The sequence below is a fragment of the Exiguobacterium sp. s75 genome (assembly GCF_018617145.1).
GTDB lineage: Bacteria > Bacillota > Bacilli > Exiguobacteriales > Exiguobacteriaceae > Exiguobacterium > Exiguobacterium profundum.
This window is the reverse complement of record NZ_JACSJQ010000008.1, coordinates 1-15,290: the sequence shown is the minus strand read 5'-3', so window position 1 is coordinate 15,290 and position 15,290 is coordinate 1. Positions and strand designations below refer to the sequence as shown.

Genomic DNA, 15,290 nt, shown 5'->3' with positions numbered 1-15,290 from the left:
AAGAATGAACTTCACCGCACGTCACCTCGCGTATCTGTTCGGGGTACTGCTTCTTATTTCACTCGCGGCGAACGTCTTTTTCTATCAACAAGTGACGGCTGTCACGAGTACTTCAGACACGAGTGAGACGAAACATGAGAGCGTCACTTCCCTTGAATCGGCAACCTCCGAGGATACGTCAGCGGACACCGAACAAGTCGTCGCTTCGACGGAGACGGAACGAATGGAAGAGCTGACGACACGCGCGACGCGCTTCATCGAGTACGCCTTCACCATCACGAAGGACAGTTACACGACCCAGAAACGACAGGCGAAGGACGTCATGTCGGAGGAACTCGCGGCCACGCTCTTCGCCGCTGACGGCAGTGATGTCGGCACGTTCGAGACGACCGTCCGCGACATCGAGGTGTTCCCTTCTGTCTCCGGAATAGATTGCCTCGTCCGGTTCGAACAAGACCTGTTGATCACCGAGACGGGTTATGAAGAGACGGCGCAAGAACTGTTGGCCCTGACGTTCGAGTCCATCGACGGACGTTTGGTCGTCACAGAGATGGAAGATCTGACACCGGAAGGAGGAATCTAGATGCGACGACAAACACGACGGCGTCTCACCCAGAACGTCTCCCGGTTCTACCTCGTACTCGGCGTATTCTTTATCGTCGGCTTCCTCTTCTTCGGTACCTCGTCGTTCTTCTTCGCCGAGGAGGCACCGGTCAATGAGACGCCGATCAACGAGGCAATCCGACTCTCGAACGGGGAGACCGTGACGCTCCACGCGTCTAGTTACGATACGGAGACGAAGACAATGCGCATCCGACTCTCGCTCGATGAGACACCGAATAACACAAACGATCATCTCTTCCGCTATGTCTATAAGGCACGTCCGGATTCCGAAAAGGAAGTTGTGTTGCTGTACGAACGGAACGACCAATACGTGCTCGAATTGGAGGATATACCGAACGACTTCGACCAACTCGCCATCCGGATCTACGGATTGGATGAGTCACACTCATTCGATGAACTGACACCTGAGGAACGAGAGGACCGTCTTTTGACATCCCTCTATGCCGACCGTCGTACCATCGAACAAGCCAACCACAGTTCATCTGACGAGACAACTTTCACGAGATTATTCGTCAAGGACGAGCTCACGGAGACAGAGCAACAATTAGAAAAAGCACAACAGTCAGTCGAGGCGCAGCGACAACAAATCAAGCGACTCGACCGTGACAAAGAGGAGCTTGAAGACGAACTCCCCTACCTCTCGCTCGACGAACAGGTCGAACAAGAGAACGAAATTTTCGATCTTGGCCGAAAACGTGATGAGCTCAACCTGGAACTCGAGAAGCTCGAACAGTCGGTCGTAGCGCTCGAAGAAAAGCACGACAAGTTGCGCGTTCGGCTCCGGGAACTGTCGATTTAAGTGGCACATTTCGTGCCAAATCGCTGATTTTACTGGCACATTTCGTGCCATTTTCGGACTTTTGGTGATATCACGGAAACCCCAGGCTCTGCCTGGGCTATCACGACAAGTGATAGCAGTTTCCCCTTATGCTCTTTGAACGAACTTTTCGGACGTCGGCAAAATATAGCCTCTAGAAAGGTGGTCAGGCAGATGGATCTGTTACTCCGCGACATCGACCCCGTCATCGTGAAGCAAATCGATGAGTGGGCGAAGGAACATAATCGCTCCCGGCAACAATATTTGAAAGAACTGCTCGCCTCCTGGTGCGCGAACGGCATCCAATCGACGCAAGTCGAGCGGCTCGAACGACAGCTCGAGGCGAACACGCTCCACTTGAAACGGAGTGCGGACGAGCTCGCCCAGGTGACCCGTTTGTTGAGTGAGGTGATGCAGGATGCGTGAGACACCCGGTGTCGTCATCAAGTCGAAGTTCAAGGTGCCTAGTACAAAAAAGAAATCGCGGCAGTACACGACATACCTCGACTACATCAATCGACCGGATGCGAAAGACAGCCGCGAACAGTTCGAGACGTATCACGACTATATGGAAGACGAGACGAAGTCGAGCGGTCTGTTTACACGCGAGGACGACCGGTTGAATTACGAAAAACGTCGCGCCGTCCGTGACATCTTCAAGCAAGCGCAAGAGAACGGGAGCATCCTCTGGCAGGACGTCATCTCATTCGATAACACCTGGCTACGCGAGACCGGTGTGCTCCACGATGACCTCGTCGACGAGAAACGGTTGATCCAGGCGACACGGAACGCGGTCGAGGCAATGCTCCAAAAAGAAAAGATGGTTCATGCCTACTGGACCGGTGCCGTGCATTACAACACCGACAACATCCACGTGCATGTCGCCATCGTCGAGACGAGCCATATACGCGAGCGCGGCAAACGCAAACCGAAATCAATCGAGCTGATGAAGTCGAAGGTCATCCATTCCCTCGCTGACCGGACGAAAGAACAGGAGAAACTGAACGCGTTCATAAGAGACGAACTGATCGCCCATAAACGGAACCGGAAGATCCAAACGCTCCCGAACCGTGTCCTGCATCCGGAGCTCGTCCGTCAGTTCAAGGACATCTATGAGCGGTTGCCGGAAGACAAACGACAGTGGCGCTACAACATGAACGGGATGCAGCCGCTCCGTGAATCGCTCGATCATCTGACCGACCGCTATATCGCCATTCACTTCAAATCAGAGTTCCAAGCCTTCAACGAGCGGCTCGAACAGGAGGTAGCGTTCCATCATCGCAGCTACGGCGACACGGAGAAGGCCGAGCATTACCGGACGACGAAGCGACAGGATCTCTACACCCGGATGGGGAATGCCATCCTCGCTGAGATGCGAGACTTGTCAAAGGAACAAATGACACTTGAAAAAATTGAAGCCCCTAAACATCCGGTCCGACGCGCGTTCAACCAACAAAAGATATTCAACGAATCAATCTACCGTATCGAGCGGCACATGAATGACGAATTCGAACATTTGAAGAACCAACGAGCTTTCGAACAGCTGGAACGGGACATCGAATATGGAAAGTGAGGGAGGACGATGGAAGAGTTGAGACAGATCCGTCTCCGATTAAAGCCGGAGACGGTCGCGTATTTAGAAGAGTTCGCCGACGACAAACGCTTCGGCCATCTCGGTCAGGTCATCGACCATATCGCAGACGAGCATAAACAACTGGCTGACGGGAAGTGGGACATGCAGTTCCTCACCCGCTCGATCAGCACGCAGGTTACAAGTCATATCGAGGAGTTAATGAACAAGCAGGTGTCGACGGAACTCGAGCGGATCCGACTCGCCGCGAACCGTTCCGATCGCCACGGGCAGATCCTGACAGAGCTTCTGCAGGCGCTGATGCAGACCGAGGGCATCGAGGACATCATGACGACGGATCAATTCAAGCCGACGTTTCTCGCGACGGCGGAACGCATCGTCCAGGAGCGCATCGAACACCAAAAACAGAAGAAGGACACATTAACTGTTGAGAGAGGATGAATCTTATGCGACCACTTGACCGTCCCTTCACGATGGGACAACTGTTGACGCTTCAACCGGATACCGTCACGGTCCTCATCTATGGAAAGCGATACGACATGCCGGTGTCCGTTTCCGAGCACCAACTTTTGACCGCCGTCGCGCAAGACGAGATCGTCTTGCTTCCCGTCAATTTCGAGCGGACACAGCTGTTACTCGACATACCGGAAACGTCGCCACAACTCGAGCGTGAACTGGACGAATTTGCGGATAGTGATGAATCTGTCACCGACTTGTTGAAGGAAGGAGTCTGACACGATGGCCAAGATGAAGACGAACGAAGAACGGAAGGCCGAGCTCGAGGCCTTGACCGAACAGATGGGAAAACAGATCGACAGCTACTTCGAGAGTCCGGAAAAAATCCGGGAACATCTACAGTTCCTCGGCAAGTTTCATCAATACTCGATGCGGAACGCAATTTTGATCGAGTCCCAATTCCCCGGCGCGGTCGCGGTCGGCTCTTACCCGTTCTGGGAAAAGCAAGGCGCACAGGTCCAAAAAGGTGAGCGTGGCATCAAAGTATTTGTCCCGAACCCGGTGACGTATGTCTTGCACAAAGATGAATGGGTACCGCTCAGCAAGGCACCGAAGCCAATCAAGGACGGCGTGAAACAAGGACGCATCCCGTCACGCAAGATGATGTACTTCAAGATCGGTCACGTGTTCGAGTACACGCAGACCGACGCACGCGAGAAAGGAATCGAGGTCTCGGACATCTTCAAACGGTATCACCGGGACGGCGGGATGGAGAACGAACAAGACATCCGTGACGCCTTGACGACGCTCGCGGATGCCCGGAATGTGACGCTGTTGGATGAACCGCTCGACGAGATCGGAACGGCGAAGGGCTGTTACTATCCGGAGCTACATGCGATTGCCTTGAACCCGCGGAACTCATCTATCGAGGACATCAGCGTCCTGATCCACGAGCTTGCCCATGCGGAGCTACACAATCAGGAGCGGAATTTTGAACGCGATCAACCGCTCACGGCACCCGAGAAGGAGTTCCAAGCCGAGATGGTCGCCTATGTCGTCTCACATCAACTCGGGTTCTCGACGGACGACTTCTCGCTCTCCTATCTGGCCGGTTGGACGAAAGACAAGGAACTCCTCGACAAGGAAAAATTGTTGCAGGAGGTCCACCAGACGTCCGCAGGCTTCCTCGAACATATCGAGACACACTTAGAAAAGGTGAACACCTTGCAACAGGAGAAAGAGCAGAGCCCTCTTGATTACCTTGAACAGCTGGAGCGGCCAATGGGATGGAAAGACGCTGACCTCAGTCTTTATGAACGGGTGCATGCCGTACAAAGTGTGTTCCCCGAGGAGGTGGAGCCCTATCTGAACGCAAAAGCGGCCCTCGAGACGAACCTGAAGGTGGATCGCGTCGATGAGCCGCTCATGTATATTCATGGTATGGGTCTCGGGTTTCAGCAGTTCGGCATCGCCAATAATCATGACTTCAGTGAAGATCAGCTTGTGGCTTATACAATCGCATTACCGAATCAACCATTGGTCAGTGGTCACTTCGTCCCGGAAAGTGCCGTACATCCTTTACACCATCTTGAAAAAACCAATCGTTTGGAGAGACCGGTCCTGAAATCGCTTGAAAATCACTGGCATGACGTGTTGTTAGATGAAGAACAAAAGTCCCTTTCAAGAATTTCATTGTTTAACATCGAAAGACTCTGGTGACATTCGTGGGTATGATGATTTTAAAATTCATACCCTTTTCAATTTCAGAGCGCTGCCATTGCTTTTACCTCATACATTTTGTGTAAGCATATGAGCAGCTGTTTCACGCATATCTTGTAGGTCAGATATCTCTGCGAATTCAGCTACAGTTATTGCGCTGGTTGTTAACAACTCAATTATATGCTCATCCATTCTTGACCATGTTCTTCCGCCTGCATTGTCGTAAGCATCGAGTAACTTTGTCAAACCATCCTTACCAAACAGTAATAGATGTGATAGAAAATCCACAGATGTGTCCGCAATACTAATTTCTGTCCAATCTATCAAACCAGAGACCTCAAAATTCTTATTTATTAGTATGTGGCCAGGGTGTAAATCCCCGTGGCTTACACCTACATGCGATGGCCATAGCGAATCATTCGCCAACCATTCTTGCCAACGCTCCCATAGCTCTGAATTCACATGATACTTCTGTCTCACCTTCTCCATCCGTATCTTCATTGAACTGTTTAAATCTCTAGCATATAGAGTTTTGATACCGATTTCTTTGAAGTGTCGATGTGGTAATGTGTGTAGTTCTGCCAACACTTTACCTAATGACTGATAGTAAGATTGTGGTGTATTCTCTTTGTCAAAACTCCAAATGTAATCTTGTTGCTCTACATCAATTGTTGCAACCGGAACACCATCTAATTGCTTATACGCAATTAGTTCATCATCAAAAATTGACCAATTTGGAACTTGAAAACTCACATGTTCTTCCATAATTTCTAGTGCCCCCTTTTCTTTCAAGGCGCTCCTCATCGAATCTAATCTTCGAGGAATTCTTAGTATCCACTTGCTACCAAGCGTATCTTTTGCATAAGCAACTTGAAAATCAACACCCGATTCATTTACCACAATGCTATTCTCTAACACATCTAATCCTTTATTTTTTGCAAGCCGTTTAAATTCGTTCATGATTTGTTCCTCCAATTTTTATGTTGTGCGATAAGCAAGTGAAATGTATGCATTTTTAATACTTTTTCATTTCAATCTTTTCTAATTAGACTTAACTAAATGAAGTCATAAAAAAATCACAGACAAAATGGTGTCTGTGATCAAGAGTAAATGAGCTACAACCAAGAAGCGTCCATTATCAAAAATAAAAGGACACGACAAAAAGAGTTGTAAATCTGCTATGTTTGTAAGTGTGTGGTTTCTTCGTCAAAGATTGATAAAAATGTGCAGACTACTCCCATTTACTCTGTTTTATGAAAACAGAGCCTTTGAACATATTCAATTAGCCATTGTTCAAAGTGTGGTGGCGTAATCTCCCGGCGTGCATCATTCTTAACAATCCTCCTAGTGAATATTATGCTGTTGACTTTATATCAGTTTTTATTCAATGTCAATCGAGCTTTATATTTAGATAAAAATTATTTGCCGATTTGTCTTTATTAAAAAATACTGATTTGTAAGTTTTAATAATACAATCATGAATAATTGATACTCGTTTTTAATCTTCCCAAAGCTCATCCATCAACTCATCGATATCACTCGATAATCGTTTGCGTTCCTTGGCGTCCACTTCAACTTTCCCATCTTCATAAAACCAAAGCACGTCACCAGGTTGAACCGTGTCTGGAAGTCGTGACTTTGGAATATCCTCCATCACTTCTCCGAATTCGACGACAGCCAGATCTCCTTCAAACCGGTCGATGATCCCTCTGCGTCGCTTCATTTTGATTTCTTCACGGCGTAACTCGAGCCGTTTCCTGTGATAATGATCGTGCCATTTTTGTCTGTACGAAGCGTGTTCGCTTTTTGGCGTTTTAAGTTCGTCACCACTTCGGACGTCGGGTGCCCGTAGTTGTTCTTCCCGACACTGATGACGGCATGCTTCGGTTTGACCGTATTCAGGAACGTGCTGCTCGTCGACGTCTTGGCACCGTGATGCCCCACCTTCAAGACATCTGCACGGAGCGTCTGCTTCTTGGCCATCATGTCCTTCTCAGAAACGTGTTCCGCGTCCCCTGTGAACAAGAACGTGTTCTTCTTGTACGTGACATGAAGGACTGCACTCCAGTTGTTCAAGTCACTGTTCGAGTAGGATTTGACCGGACCCACAAACTTCGCACTGACACCTTTGATCGGCAGTTTCACGCCAGCCTGTGCCGTTTTGATGGTCTTCCCTTCCCGTTTCACGGCTTGAAGGAAGTCTTTGTAGGCTTGGGTTGTGTGTTTCACTTTTGGTGCGTAGACGTTCTCGACACGGTAGGCATCTAAAATTTCGTCCAATCCACCGATATGATCCGCATCCGGATGCGTCGAGATCAATACTTCGATATCGTCGACTTTTTGTTTTTTGAGATAGGCGACGATGGCATCCCCTTTACCTTTGTTCCCACCGTCAATGATGACGTCCTCACCGCTTGGCATCTTGATGTAGATGGCGTCCCCTTGCCCGACATCGATGTAATGGACTTTGATGCTCGCAGCGGCTGATGCTTCCCCGTATGGCGACACCAATAGCGCTCCACTAAATAGAACGGCACTCCCAATCTTGATCAATTTATTCATCTTCTATCACTCCACTTTATAATTATTGTAAAATTATCCAACACACCTTTATTATAATCCGGTATTTGTTAAATAGCTTCTTATTCCTGTGGTTGACCGTATACATAAATAGGCAAGGTGTAATTGATAGGAGGAGTGAGAGAAATGGATTTACGAAAACCAATCGCAATAAACAAGACGAATAAACCGGTCCTGATTTTTAAAGACGGGGTAGAATTAAAGGAGTGTGTCTCCATTCAGGAAGCTACACACTATCTGAAGGGATACACGTTATGCACCGCAATGCCGTATCGTCACATTATGAATGGCATCATTCTTGATGAGACCTGGATCCATGAGGGAAGCAGCTATAGGTTCACCACTGATCCTGATGTGAAAAAGGCAAAGTTGGAAGAGATGAAGATCCGGAACAAAGTCCGTTTTTAAGGAAGGACAGAATATGAAATCGAACAGGTCTCATGTGCGGCACCTTACACACGCTGTACACGACTTCGTCACTGTTTATTACAACCCTACGAGGTACACTTGAACTAAAAAGGGGTTCTCCTTATGCGACTTCAAGAATGGATCCAGCAATATCACAGTACAGAGATACTACGCTTTGATCACCTTTGCGAGTACTTGGATGCGACACCGTTTGAAATCAAACACCACCTTGATGGAATCAGTACTGAGATAACCGGCGTACTGAAGTCAGAAGAGGGTGTTGGCGACGACGCGTTCATCACGAAGCTAGAACATCATTTGCTAAGTCGATTCAACAAACGAAGAAAAAAAGTGAAAGTCACAATTGAGGTAGAACTGCCATTACCGGAAGAAGCCTACAACTTTTGTCAGCGCGAACGATTTGGAATGATTGAACGCGTCACTCAACATATGGACGAACAAAACGTGAAGGATTGGCGCATCGTAAACATGCGGAGGATATAATTGAACATAGATCGTATTGACTCATCTACATATATACATGCTATAAGGAGAACAAAATGAAATTTACCTACTTAGCCTTCCCTTTGGCCATCCTGCTGATGGCCGGTTGTACCAGTGAAAACACCCCTTCTACAAATGAGAAAGCAGAGGAGCCTGCTACTCAAACAGAAGAAGTCGTCGAGACGACCGAAACGAGCACAGACGACTCAAATACGGAGACGACTGCAGAAGAGCCTGCAGAAGCCGAGAGAACGGTCACAAATTCGGATAACAATCAATTCTCCGGCTATAAACTGATCAATGTTGACGGTGGCGATTTGTCCGGGTACCGTGAGGCGAACGTCGTCGTCGATATCGGATATGGAGATCGCGAGTATTGGGCGTTCACGAACGAACATGGTCAATTGATTCGTGTCATCGCCGATCAGATCATCTTGCAGGATGATGATTCGGAGGATGTGACCTCGGATGGCCGCTACTATCATGACGAGGCGAAGGTCCCAGGCGTCGAACACAGTGATCTCGATGAAGGCCACGTCATCGCCGACTCGCTCGGGGGCGTCTCGAACGCCTACAACATCACACCACAGGATAGCACGCTCAACCGCTACGGGGACCAGGCCTATATGGAGGATGTAATCCGTAAGGCCGGCGGCGCGGCCGACTTCGAGGCGATCATCACGTATCCAGATACGAGCACACACACCCCTTCACACTATAAGTACACCTACACTGTCAGAGGAAATGTCGTCACCGATTCCTTCGACAACGTTAACCCGGATGAAGTGAACGAAGCACTCGGCCTCACAGAAAGTGAACCGGAACCCGCAGCTACACTTGAGGCCACAGGCGATGTCTCGAGCGTAGATACGAATGGGAACGGTCAGGTGACGATCCAGGAAGCGAAAGACGCCGGTTTCACGATGCCGATCATGAGCGACCATTGGCTCTACCCCTATATGCGTGATAACGACAACGACGGAATGGTCGGGGAATGATTTTAACCTGAAAATTAAAACAATGATGATTGTATAAAAAGACATCCTCTATTTTTAAGAGAATGTCTTTTTATGTTCATTTACGTTTTCGCTTCACTTTATCGAGCCGAATTTTTTCAGTTAACGCGTGGATGATCTGTTCATCTCTTCCACCGAAATCTTTATTGAAGGGAATCCGCTCTCCTTCGAACATGAAGTAATCGAGCAGGTACGGGACTCGAGGTGTTGCGTGGCCCCACGTGTGCTTCGAGCAACGATCCCACACCTCGGCTCCGAACTCTTTTGAATACCGCATATGCTCGACAGCAGCCTTGACCTCTGATTTTTTCAGGACGAAGTAGTCCTCGAAGACGAATTTACCGAGAAGCTCGTACCACATCTCCTCGCGGGCTCGCTCTTTAATCGCTTCTACATCGACCTCGACGTGATACAGGGCCTCTTCTTCATTCTTGACGACATCCCGAGCATCCCCTGTCACTGACTCCGGATACAGCTCCCATCCTTCAGGCATCCGTTCTTTGATGAACTGTTCGAGCGCCTCCTCACTGATCCGATAACCTTTTTTACGCGACTCGAGCGGTTCTGCCTGGATCACGCCTTTTCGTACCCAGTTGCGGACCGTCTCCTTATGGCTTGTGAGCTTGTTCTTCGATAAGATTTCAAATGCCTCGTCAATCGTATACATGATAAGATAATCCTCCTTTTAACACAATGATCATTTCATTAAATAATACCATAATCATTGTGTTAAAAATATAGAAACAAACTCTACTTTTTAGAAGGGATATCAATCAAAATTAAGAGAATTAATCATGGTAGAAATTTAATTTGGAATCAAAAAGCGAAATCCTTTTTAATAATTGACTTTTTTTGTATTTAAAGGGACATTAAGGGGTAAGATGTATATCTTTAACTTCACTTGTATAAGAGGAGGGTTTATGCAGAAAAGAAAAATGTATTATTTCATCATTTCGACCTTAGTCATCCTCGCTTTATTTAAAACCGGCGGGGCTTTCCTTTATGGAATGATTGTAGATCGCCCCACCCAACAAGACATGTCGGGAAATCCAAGGTATATCGATGGTGAATTGGCAACCTTTAAAGAAAAAACAGAGAATCTAGAGGATACGAATGATATACCGAAGTGGTATGATCTTTTGGCAAAAGAACGGTTTGAAAAGAAGGCGTCTGGCGAAGATCAAGAGACTGCTTCAGATGTCCTGAAATGGGTCGTTATAGCTTTCTTGCTCATTTTATTTCTCAAGTACTACAAGCGCGTACGGGATTGGTGGGACAAGCGGCGACGCAAAGCGACACCGTCCTCGGCTGACGAGAGACCATTCTCAGTTCGAGCCAACATGAACACGGTGACCAACACAACACCAACCTTTCTCTATGCCTCTGATACTGAGCTTGGAAAACTACTCGTGGAGCTAAATGACACCTTGAGCGACACTCAAAAACGAAAACCTCACGAGACCGTCTCAGAGTGGTTTGCACGCATTCGATTCGAACAATCTGTGAAACCTTATGCCGATGTGCGATATGGAGAACTGAACGTGATCGACGAGCGCTCACTTCACGATTTCAAAGTATCTGTCAGACAGTATATACAACACTACAAAGGAGAGAAATCTTGATGAACATTCGTACGATGATTGAGGAAATCAACCAAGTCTATTTGGGCAACCCGACAGTGGTAGAACTATGTGTGACGTCGCTTTTGGCGAACGGACATGTGCTCTTAGAAGATGTACCGGGCACCGGAAAGACGATGTTGGCCAAGACACTAGCGACGAGTTTCCACGGCGACTTTTCAAGAATTCAGTTCACAGCCGACTTATTACCGTCAGATATTGTCGGTTCAGATTTTTTCAATCTGAAGACGCAAGAGTTTGAAAACAAGCAAGGCCCGATCTTCGCCAACATCGTGCTCATCGATGAAATCAACCGGGCCGTCCCACGTACCCAGTCTGCATTGCTTGAAGCGATGGAAGAACGACAGGTGACGGTCGGGGGCAAGACCTATCACCTTCCTACCCCATTCTTCGTCATCGCGACGCAAAACCCGATTGAATCATCTGGTACCTTTTCTTTGCCTGATGCGCAGCTTGACCGGTTCATGATGTGTTTACATACAGGGTACCCGACCGAAGAATTCGAACTTCAATTGTTGGAGGAATCTGTCACCGAGACCCGGAAGGCGGTACTGGCGAATGTCGATTTCGAGCAACTCCTGCAATATCGAGCCGATGCCATGAAAATCCACATCTCGAAAGATGTGTTACGTTATATCGTCTCGATTGCGACCGCGTCACGTAGTCACCGGAATGTTCAGACGGGGATCAGTCCACGTGCGACGATTGCGCTCTCGAAAGCCGCTCAAAGTTATGCCTATATCCAAAATCGTGACTATGTCACACCAGAGGACATCAAGTTCTTGGCCCCATACGTTTTCGCACATCGATTGACACTGACGCTCGAGGGCGAGATCAAGTCCTCGAAGGCCATGGTCATGGAAGAACTCTTGGCGACCGTCCCGGTCCCGGTCGAGATGGGCATGTGACTCCGATGAACATCACGACCAATGTATTTTTCTTGCTTGAAAAACGAATCCAAATCGTCTTATTTTCAGTGATGGTCATCTTGTTGTTCGTGCCGTACCTCTCGATCTTTTCATTCGTTCTTGCTGTTTTTATGGCGGCAAGTCTTTATATCGAGCGTTACACGAAACGACTGACTGCACAAATGGACGTCACGTGGAGACAGTTCGACTCGATTCTGTTCAAAGATGAAAGTTGTAAGTTCACCCTTGAACTGACGAACGTGCACCTCTTAAACGAAATGAGCACGAAAACGTATATACGTACGCCAAAGGATGGACCTTACGTCGTGAACTTAGAGGGGCATACGGAAACCATCATCGAATTGGACGAGCTGCCGTCTGATTTCGTCTTCGAACTTACAGGTAATCGAAGGGGGCCCATCGAAATAGCTGAAATCTCCATCACGATTAGCTTGCCTCTATCGTTGGGTACGTTGACACTCTATTTGGCTCCCCCTTTACGTTGGACGGTCTATCCATCGATTTCAAGTACTCATGGGCAGCGTATCCAATCACATCTGAAGCTTGGTGAGCGCGTATCTAAATATTCTCCAATTAAGGATCGGTTACTACAGATCTCCTCGAAGCCCTATGAGGATGAACCGTCTAGACAAATCGACTGGTATGCGACGGCGAAGAAATCGACTTTGCAAACGAAACTGTACCAGCCGGTCAATCAAGACATGTTCACGGTGTATCTCGACTTGTCGGCTTCGAACGGGATCGGCCTTCATCATCAGTTCGAAGAGTTGATAGAGGATACGGCATTGGTCAGTCGGGAATTGATTGAAAGCGGCGGGAAGGTCGAGCTGTTTGTGAACCGATTAGATCAAAAGGGACATGTCAATCACTTGAGCATCCAAGAAGGGGCGAAGCAGCTTAAAAACATCCTCGCCTTACTCTCTAGTCTCTCGGAGCAAGATCACTATATGGGTTCAACCCGTTTCTCGCCTTACGTGACGAAAATAAAAAACAAGCAAGCTCAGCTCATAAAAATCGCATCAAGCTAACTGACTTTTTAAAAGCCAAGTTAGCTGATGTCTTTTTTATTTATAGACAGTACACTAGATGAGGATGATCCATGTACATGAAAAAACACCATTCAGCCGAATGGTGTTCCTTGCGTGGCGTTAGACGCGCCCACGCTCTTGCTTTTGACGTTGCCCTTACGCTCCGTGCCTCCCGTCAGAAAGGGCCAGGAATATAGAGATGCGGCGGTGAGCCAGCAGCTCTTGTTATCGGGCCGTCAGGGGGGCAGCGGTGCGATGAGCGACTTCGCCACAAGGCGCTAGACGCTCACGCATGAGCCCGAATCACCATTCCTTCTCCCATGCCCCGTCTTCAGACACGCCCCAATCCTCGAACCGATACTTGATGAGCCAATGGACATGCATCACTTCATATTTGAATACACCCTTGGATAGCTCCGAGACGACGAAGCTGACGTCTCCATCCGCCACCACCCATGTCCCGTATAGATACACAATCTTAATCGGATGCTCTTCCGCATCCAGATAGATCACTACGCGAAAGTAAGGCGAGTTCCGTCCTTCATCGAACCGGACGACCTTCTCGACGCAATGTTCCCTGTCGACGACACGCATCCACTCGGGATGTTCCATCAGTTCCGAGAACACGGTCCGGACGAACGGATCCAATCCCCCAAACGCATAGTCATCAAGCAACCCCTCGTCCATCACGTCTCCCCCCTTCCGGTTTTCTATAGAACGATTCCCCGTCCAGAGTCAGTTCAGTCCTTGTTCATGAACCTACAGAAATGAAGACTTTTAAAATTTGTATATATGTATACAAATCTACATGTATACACGTATACATGTATACAATCGTTCCTTTTTCTTATGTACGACGATTCCGTCGGAGCATATTCGTGTTGAAAAAGACGGTGAGATGGGTCAAGCGTTCCCCTTCCTTCACATCACAAAGAATGTCCATGCTTACAAGTTTTAAGTCGTCAAAATCTTCTTGAAGCCGGTCAGGAAGGCGTCGAAGCAATACCTCTGTCATCTCGTCCATCGTCTGTTGATCTAGTTGAAAATTATCCATCTGAATCATCCTCTCCATTTGATAGCTCAATGATACCTCGCATCCACGCAATCAACATCTCGGCTTATTTCACGTAAGCCCTGGTGTTGTTTCAAACAAGCCCTAGGGCTTGTTTCGAAAAAATGATCATTTTCAATAAACAAACCGTGTTTTCACTTCTGAGTTTTCATCAAAAAATTACGAGACAGACCAAAATATCATCCTACATTCATACACGAATCATCTCGTTTTCGTCATACGAAAACGACCCTTTTCCGGATCCCGCCCTACGGATCCAGGCGGGAGCAACGCGAGGCGCCCGTCTCCTCAAAGAAAAACGCACGTTTTTCGTCCTTGCCCTTACCGGACGGACCGGGACCGGTCCCCCGGCCCCACCCCATTCCGTTCAACCCATGTAACCCCGTTGTTTCATGCTGACGTACGACTCGTCCGCACCGAGGATGAGATGGTCGAGCACCGGGATGCCGATGAGGTCCCCCGCCTCATGTAACCGTTCGGAGACGAGGATGTCCTCCCGGCTCGGGGTCGCGTCTTATCAAGAGTAAACTATTAAAAATCCATTAAAATCAATACTTTCACTTTGAGAACATGTATTTAAAGTAAATAACAATTAAAGCCTGTATCTTAGTTATCACTTGAGATACAGGCTTTTTATTTATTCGTTCATATAATTAAACAGTTTGCCTAAAAAATCATCGCTAATGGTTAATTGATACTGTTTTTCAACGAGATTTCGAAGTTCCATAACGAGAAGCAAAGAGTTCTTATAGGCTTCATATAGTTCTAATTCATTTAATCGGGCAGTAGTCTTTTTAAACTTTTCATAGTTTTCAGGACTAATTTCTTTTTCAAGATTCTTTGTCATATTAAACCAATTATCGGCATTTTCTTCCGCAATTCGAATGAGTTGTAGTATATTTTTTT

General features: G+C 47.7%; 19 protein-coding genes and 2 pseudogenes. 13 read left to right on the top strand and 8 right to left on the bottom strand.

Going from position 1 to position 15,290, the window contains the following annotated elements; all coding sequences use genetic code 11:
* Positions 1-4 precede the first annotated feature (4 nt).
* From KNO68_RS14520 to KNO68_RS14490, 7 genes are all read left to right on the top strand, one after another.
* Positions 5-583: a hypothetical protein gene (locus tag KNO68_RS14520; protein ID WP_215112687.1), complete on the top strand. Its 579-nt coding sequence runs from the start codon at positions 5-7 to the stop codon at positions 581-583.
* A complete protein-coding gene (locus KNO68_RS14515; protein ID WP_215112686.1) occupies positions 584-1,423 on the top strand; it encodes a hypothetical protein in 840 nt (279 codons plus the stop codon). It abuts the gene before it with no gap.
* A 192-nt stretch (positions 1,424-1,615) separates the two neighbouring features.
* Complete coding sequence (locus tag KNO68_RS14510; RefSeq protein ID WP_131469365.1) at positions 1,616-1,867, top strand: hypothetical protein; 252 nt, start codon at positions 1,616-1,618, stop codon at positions 1,865-1,867.
* Positions 1,860-3,014 (top strand): MobP2 family relaxase, encoded by a 1,155-nt coding sequence (mobP2, locus tag KNO68_RS14505; RefSeq protein WP_215112685.1) that lies wholly within the window; start codon positions 1,860-1,862, stop codon positions 3,012-3,014. Before KNO68_RS14510 ends, mobP2 begins: the two co-directional genes overlap by 8 nt.
* Before the next feature lie 9 nt (positions 3,015-3,023).
* On the top strand, positions 3,024-3,473 hold the full coding sequence (locus KNO68_RS14500) for a hypothetical protein (protein ID WP_214762886.1): 450 nt from the start codon (positions 3,024-3,026) through the stop codon (positions 3,471-3,473).
* A gap of 5 nt (positions 3,474-3,478) precedes the next feature.
* The gene (locus tag KNO68_RS14495) at positions 3,479-3,766 is read left to right on the top strand and encodes a hypothetical protein (protein ID WP_214754919.1); all 288 of its coding nucleotides are present in this window, start codon (positions 3,479-3,481) and stop codon (positions 3,764-3,766) included.
* A 4-nt stretch (positions 3,767-3,770) separates the two neighbouring features.
* Positions 3,771-5,207 (top strand): ArdC-like ssDNA-binding domain-containing protein, encoded by a 1,437-nt coding sequence (locus KNO68_RS14490; protein WP_214754916.1) that lies wholly within the window; start codon positions 3,771-3,773, stop codon positions 5,205-5,207.
* A gap of 69 nt (positions 5,208-5,276) precedes the next feature.
* Here the strand turns inward: KNO68_RS14490 and mphN are convergent, their stop codons facing one another.
* From mphN to KNO68_RS14475, 3 genes are all read right to left on the bottom strand, one after another.
* Positions 5,277-6,167 carry a macrolide 2'-phosphotransferase MphN gene (gene mphN / locus KNO68_RS14485; protein WP_029596482.1) on the bottom strand — a complete coding sequence of 297 codons (891 nt, stop codon included), beginning with the start codon at positions 6,165-6,167 and terminating at the stop codon, positions 5,277-5,279.
* Between the two features lie 538 nt (positions 6,168-6,705).
* Entirely contained in the window at positions 6,706-6,930 is a 225-nt protein-coding gene (locus KNO68_RS14480; protein WP_024127775.1) for a DUF3006 domain-containing protein, read from the bottom strand.
* A complete protein-coding gene (locus KNO68_RS14475) occupies positions 6,927-7,769 on the bottom strand; it encodes a ComEC/Rec2 family competence protein (protein WP_214762884.1) in 843 nt (280 codons plus the stop codon). The genes KNO68_RS14480 and KNO68_RS14475 overlap by 4 nt, the downstream gene beginning before the upstream one ends.
* 144 nt (positions 7,770-7,913) lie before the next feature.
* Here KNO68_RS14475 and KNO68_RS14470 point away from each other — a divergent pair, with 144 nt between their 5' ends.
* From KNO68_RS14470 to KNO68_RS14460, 3 genes are all read left to right on the top strand, one after another.
* Complete coding sequence (locus KNO68_RS14470) at positions 7,914-8,195, top strand: hypothetical protein (RefSeq protein WP_214686260.1); 282 nt, start codon at positions 7,914-7,916, stop codon at positions 8,193-8,195.
* A gap of 123 nt (positions 8,196-8,318) precedes the next feature.
* A complete protein-coding gene (locus KNO68_RS14465) occupies positions 8,319-8,699 on the top strand; it encodes a hypothetical protein (RefSeq protein ID WP_214686262.1) in 381 nt (126 codons plus the stop codon).
* A 56-nt stretch (positions 8,700-8,755) separates the two neighbouring features.
* The gene (locus KNO68_RS14460; RefSeq protein ID WP_215112684.1) at positions 8,756-9,697 is read left to right on the top strand and encodes a DNA/RNA non-specific endonuclease; all 942 of its coding nucleotides are present in this window, start codon (positions 8,756-8,758) and stop codon (positions 9,695-9,697) included.
* 76 nt (positions 9,698-9,773) lie between these two features.
* Here KNO68_RS14460 and KNO68_RS14455 read toward each other — a convergent pair whose 3' ends face one another.
* Entirely contained in the window at positions 9,774-10,382 is a 609-nt protein-coding gene (locus tag KNO68_RS14455; protein ID WP_215112683.1) for a helix-turn-helix domain-containing protein, read from the bottom strand.
* A 253-nt stretch (positions 10,383-10,635) separates the two neighbouring features.
* On the opposite strand from KNO68_RS14455, the gene KNO68_RS14450 reads away from it, so the two are divergent.
* The 3 genes from KNO68_RS14450 to KNO68_RS14440 are packed head-to-tail and all read left to right on the top strand — an operon-like array spanning position 10,636 to position 13,312.
* Positions 10,636-11,337 (top strand): hypothetical protein, encoded by a 702-nt coding sequence (locus tag KNO68_RS14450; RefSeq protein WP_215112682.1) that lies wholly within the window; start codon positions 10,636-10,638, stop codon positions 11,335-11,337.
* On the top strand, positions 11,337-12,263 hold the full coding sequence (locus tag KNO68_RS14445; RefSeq protein WP_131486119.1) for an AAA family ATPase: 927 nt from the start codon (positions 11,337-11,339) through the stop codon (positions 12,261-12,263). The genes KNO68_RS14450 and KNO68_RS14445 overlap by 1 nt, the downstream gene beginning before the upstream one ends.
* A gap of 5 nt (positions 12,264-12,268) precedes the next feature.
* On the top strand, positions 12,269-13,312 hold the full coding sequence (locus tag KNO68_RS14440) for a DUF58 domain-containing protein (RefSeq protein ID WP_214686275.1): 1,044 nt from the start codon (positions 12,269-12,271) through the stop codon (positions 13,310-13,312).
* Positions 13,313-13,615: 303 nt separating this feature from the next.
* On the opposite strand, the gene KNO68_RS14435 is transcribed toward KNO68_RS14440, so the two are convergent.
* The 4 genes and pseudogenes from KNO68_RS14435 to KNO68_RS14420 all read right to left on the bottom strand — a co-directional run.
* Positions 13,616-13,999, bottom strand: coding sequence for a hypothetical protein (locus KNO68_RS14435; RefSeq protein WP_215112681.1), 384 nt, complete (start codon positions 13,997-13,999; stop codon positions 13,616-13,618).
* Between the two features lie 160 nt (positions 14,000-14,159).
* Positions 14,160-14,366, bottom strand: coding sequence for a hypothetical protein (locus tag KNO68_RS14430; RefSeq protein ID WP_215112680.1), 207 nt, complete (start codon positions 14,364-14,366; stop codon positions 14,160-14,162).
* Between the two features lie 385 nt (positions 14,367-14,751).
* Positions 14,752-14,898, bottom strand: a pseudogene (locus KNO68_RS14425) (JAB domain-containing protein); the annotation flags it as partial.
* A gap of 123 nt (positions 14,899-15,021) precedes the next feature.
* Positions 15,022-15,290 (bottom strand): annotated as a pseudogene (locus KNO68_RS14420) (nucleotidyltransferase); the annotation flags it as partial.

Excerpts from the sequence above, each read along its gene's own strand:
- KNO68_RS14520 (WP_215112687.1), top strand. The coding sequence starts at position 5 with ATGAACTTCACCGCACGTCACCTCGCGTATCTGTTCGGGGTACTGCTT.
- KNO68_RS14515 (WP_215112686.1), top strand. The coding sequence starts at position 584 with ATGCGACGACAAACACGACGGCGTCTCACCCAGAACGTCTCCCGGTTC.
- KNO68_RS14510 (WP_131469365.1), top strand. The coding sequence starts at position 1,616 with ATGGATCTGTTACTCCGCGACATCGACCCCGTCATCGTGAAGCAAATC.
- mobP2 (WP_215112685.1), top strand. The coding sequence starts at position 1,860 with ATGCGTGAGACACCCGGTGTCGTCATCAAGTCGAAGTTCAAGGTGCCT.
- KNO68_RS14500 (WP_214762886.1), top strand. The coding sequence starts at position 3,024 with ATGGAAGAGTTGAGACAGATCCGTCTCCGATTAAAGCCGGAGACGGTC.
- KNO68_RS14495 (WP_214754919.1), top strand. The coding sequence starts at position 3,479 with ATGCGACCACTTGACCGTCCCTTCACGATGGGACAACTGTTGACGCTT.
- KNO68_RS14490 (WP_214754916.1), top strand. The coding sequence starts at position 3,771 with ATGGCCAAGATGAAGACGAACGAAGAACGGAAGGCCGAGCTCGAGGCC.
- mphN (WP_029596482.1), bottom strand. The coding sequence starts at position 6,167 with ATGAACGAATTTAAACGGCTTGCAAAAAATAAAGGATTAGATGTGTTA.
- KNO68_RS14480 (WP_024127775.1), bottom strand. The coding sequence starts at position 6,930 with ATGAAGCGACGCAGAGGGATCATCGACCGGTTTGAAGGAGATCTGGCT.
- KNO68_RS14475 (WP_214762884.1), bottom strand. The coding sequence starts at position 7,769 with ATGAATAAATTGATCAAGATTGGGAGTGCCGTTCTATTTAGTGGAGCG.
- KNO68_RS14470 (WP_214686260.1), top strand. The coding sequence starts at position 7,914 with ATGGATTTACGAAAACCAATCGCAATAAACAAGACGAATAAACCGGTC.
- KNO68_RS14465 (WP_214686262.1), top strand. The coding sequence starts at position 8,319 with ATGCGACTTCAAGAATGGATCCAGCAATATCACAGTACAGAGATACTA.
- KNO68_RS14460 (WP_215112684.1), top strand. The coding sequence starts at position 8,756 with ATGAAATTTACCTACTTAGCCTTCCCTTTGGCCATCCTGCTGATGGCC.
- KNO68_RS14455 (WP_215112683.1), bottom strand. The coding sequence starts at position 10,382 with ATGTATACGATTGACGAGGCATTTGAAATCTTATCGAAGAACAAGCTC.
- KNO68_RS14450 (WP_215112682.1), top strand. The coding sequence starts at position 10,636 with ATGCAGAAAAGAAAAATGTATTATTTCATCATTTCGACCTTAGTCATC.
- KNO68_RS14445 (WP_131486119.1), top strand. The coding sequence starts at position 11,337 with ATGAACATTCGTACGATGATTGAGGAAATCAACCAAGTCTATTTGGGC.
- KNO68_RS14440 (WP_214686275.1), top strand. The coding sequence starts at position 12,269 with ATGAACATCACGACCAATGTATTTTTCTTGCTTGAAAAACGAATCCAA.
- KNO68_RS14435 (WP_215112681.1), bottom strand. The coding sequence starts at position 13,999 with ATGGACGAGGGGTTGCTTGATGACTATGCGTTTGGGGGATTGGATCCG.
- KNO68_RS14430 (WP_215112680.1), bottom strand. The coding sequence starts at position 14,366 with ATGGATAATTTTCAACTAGATCAACAGACGATGGACGAGATGACAGAG.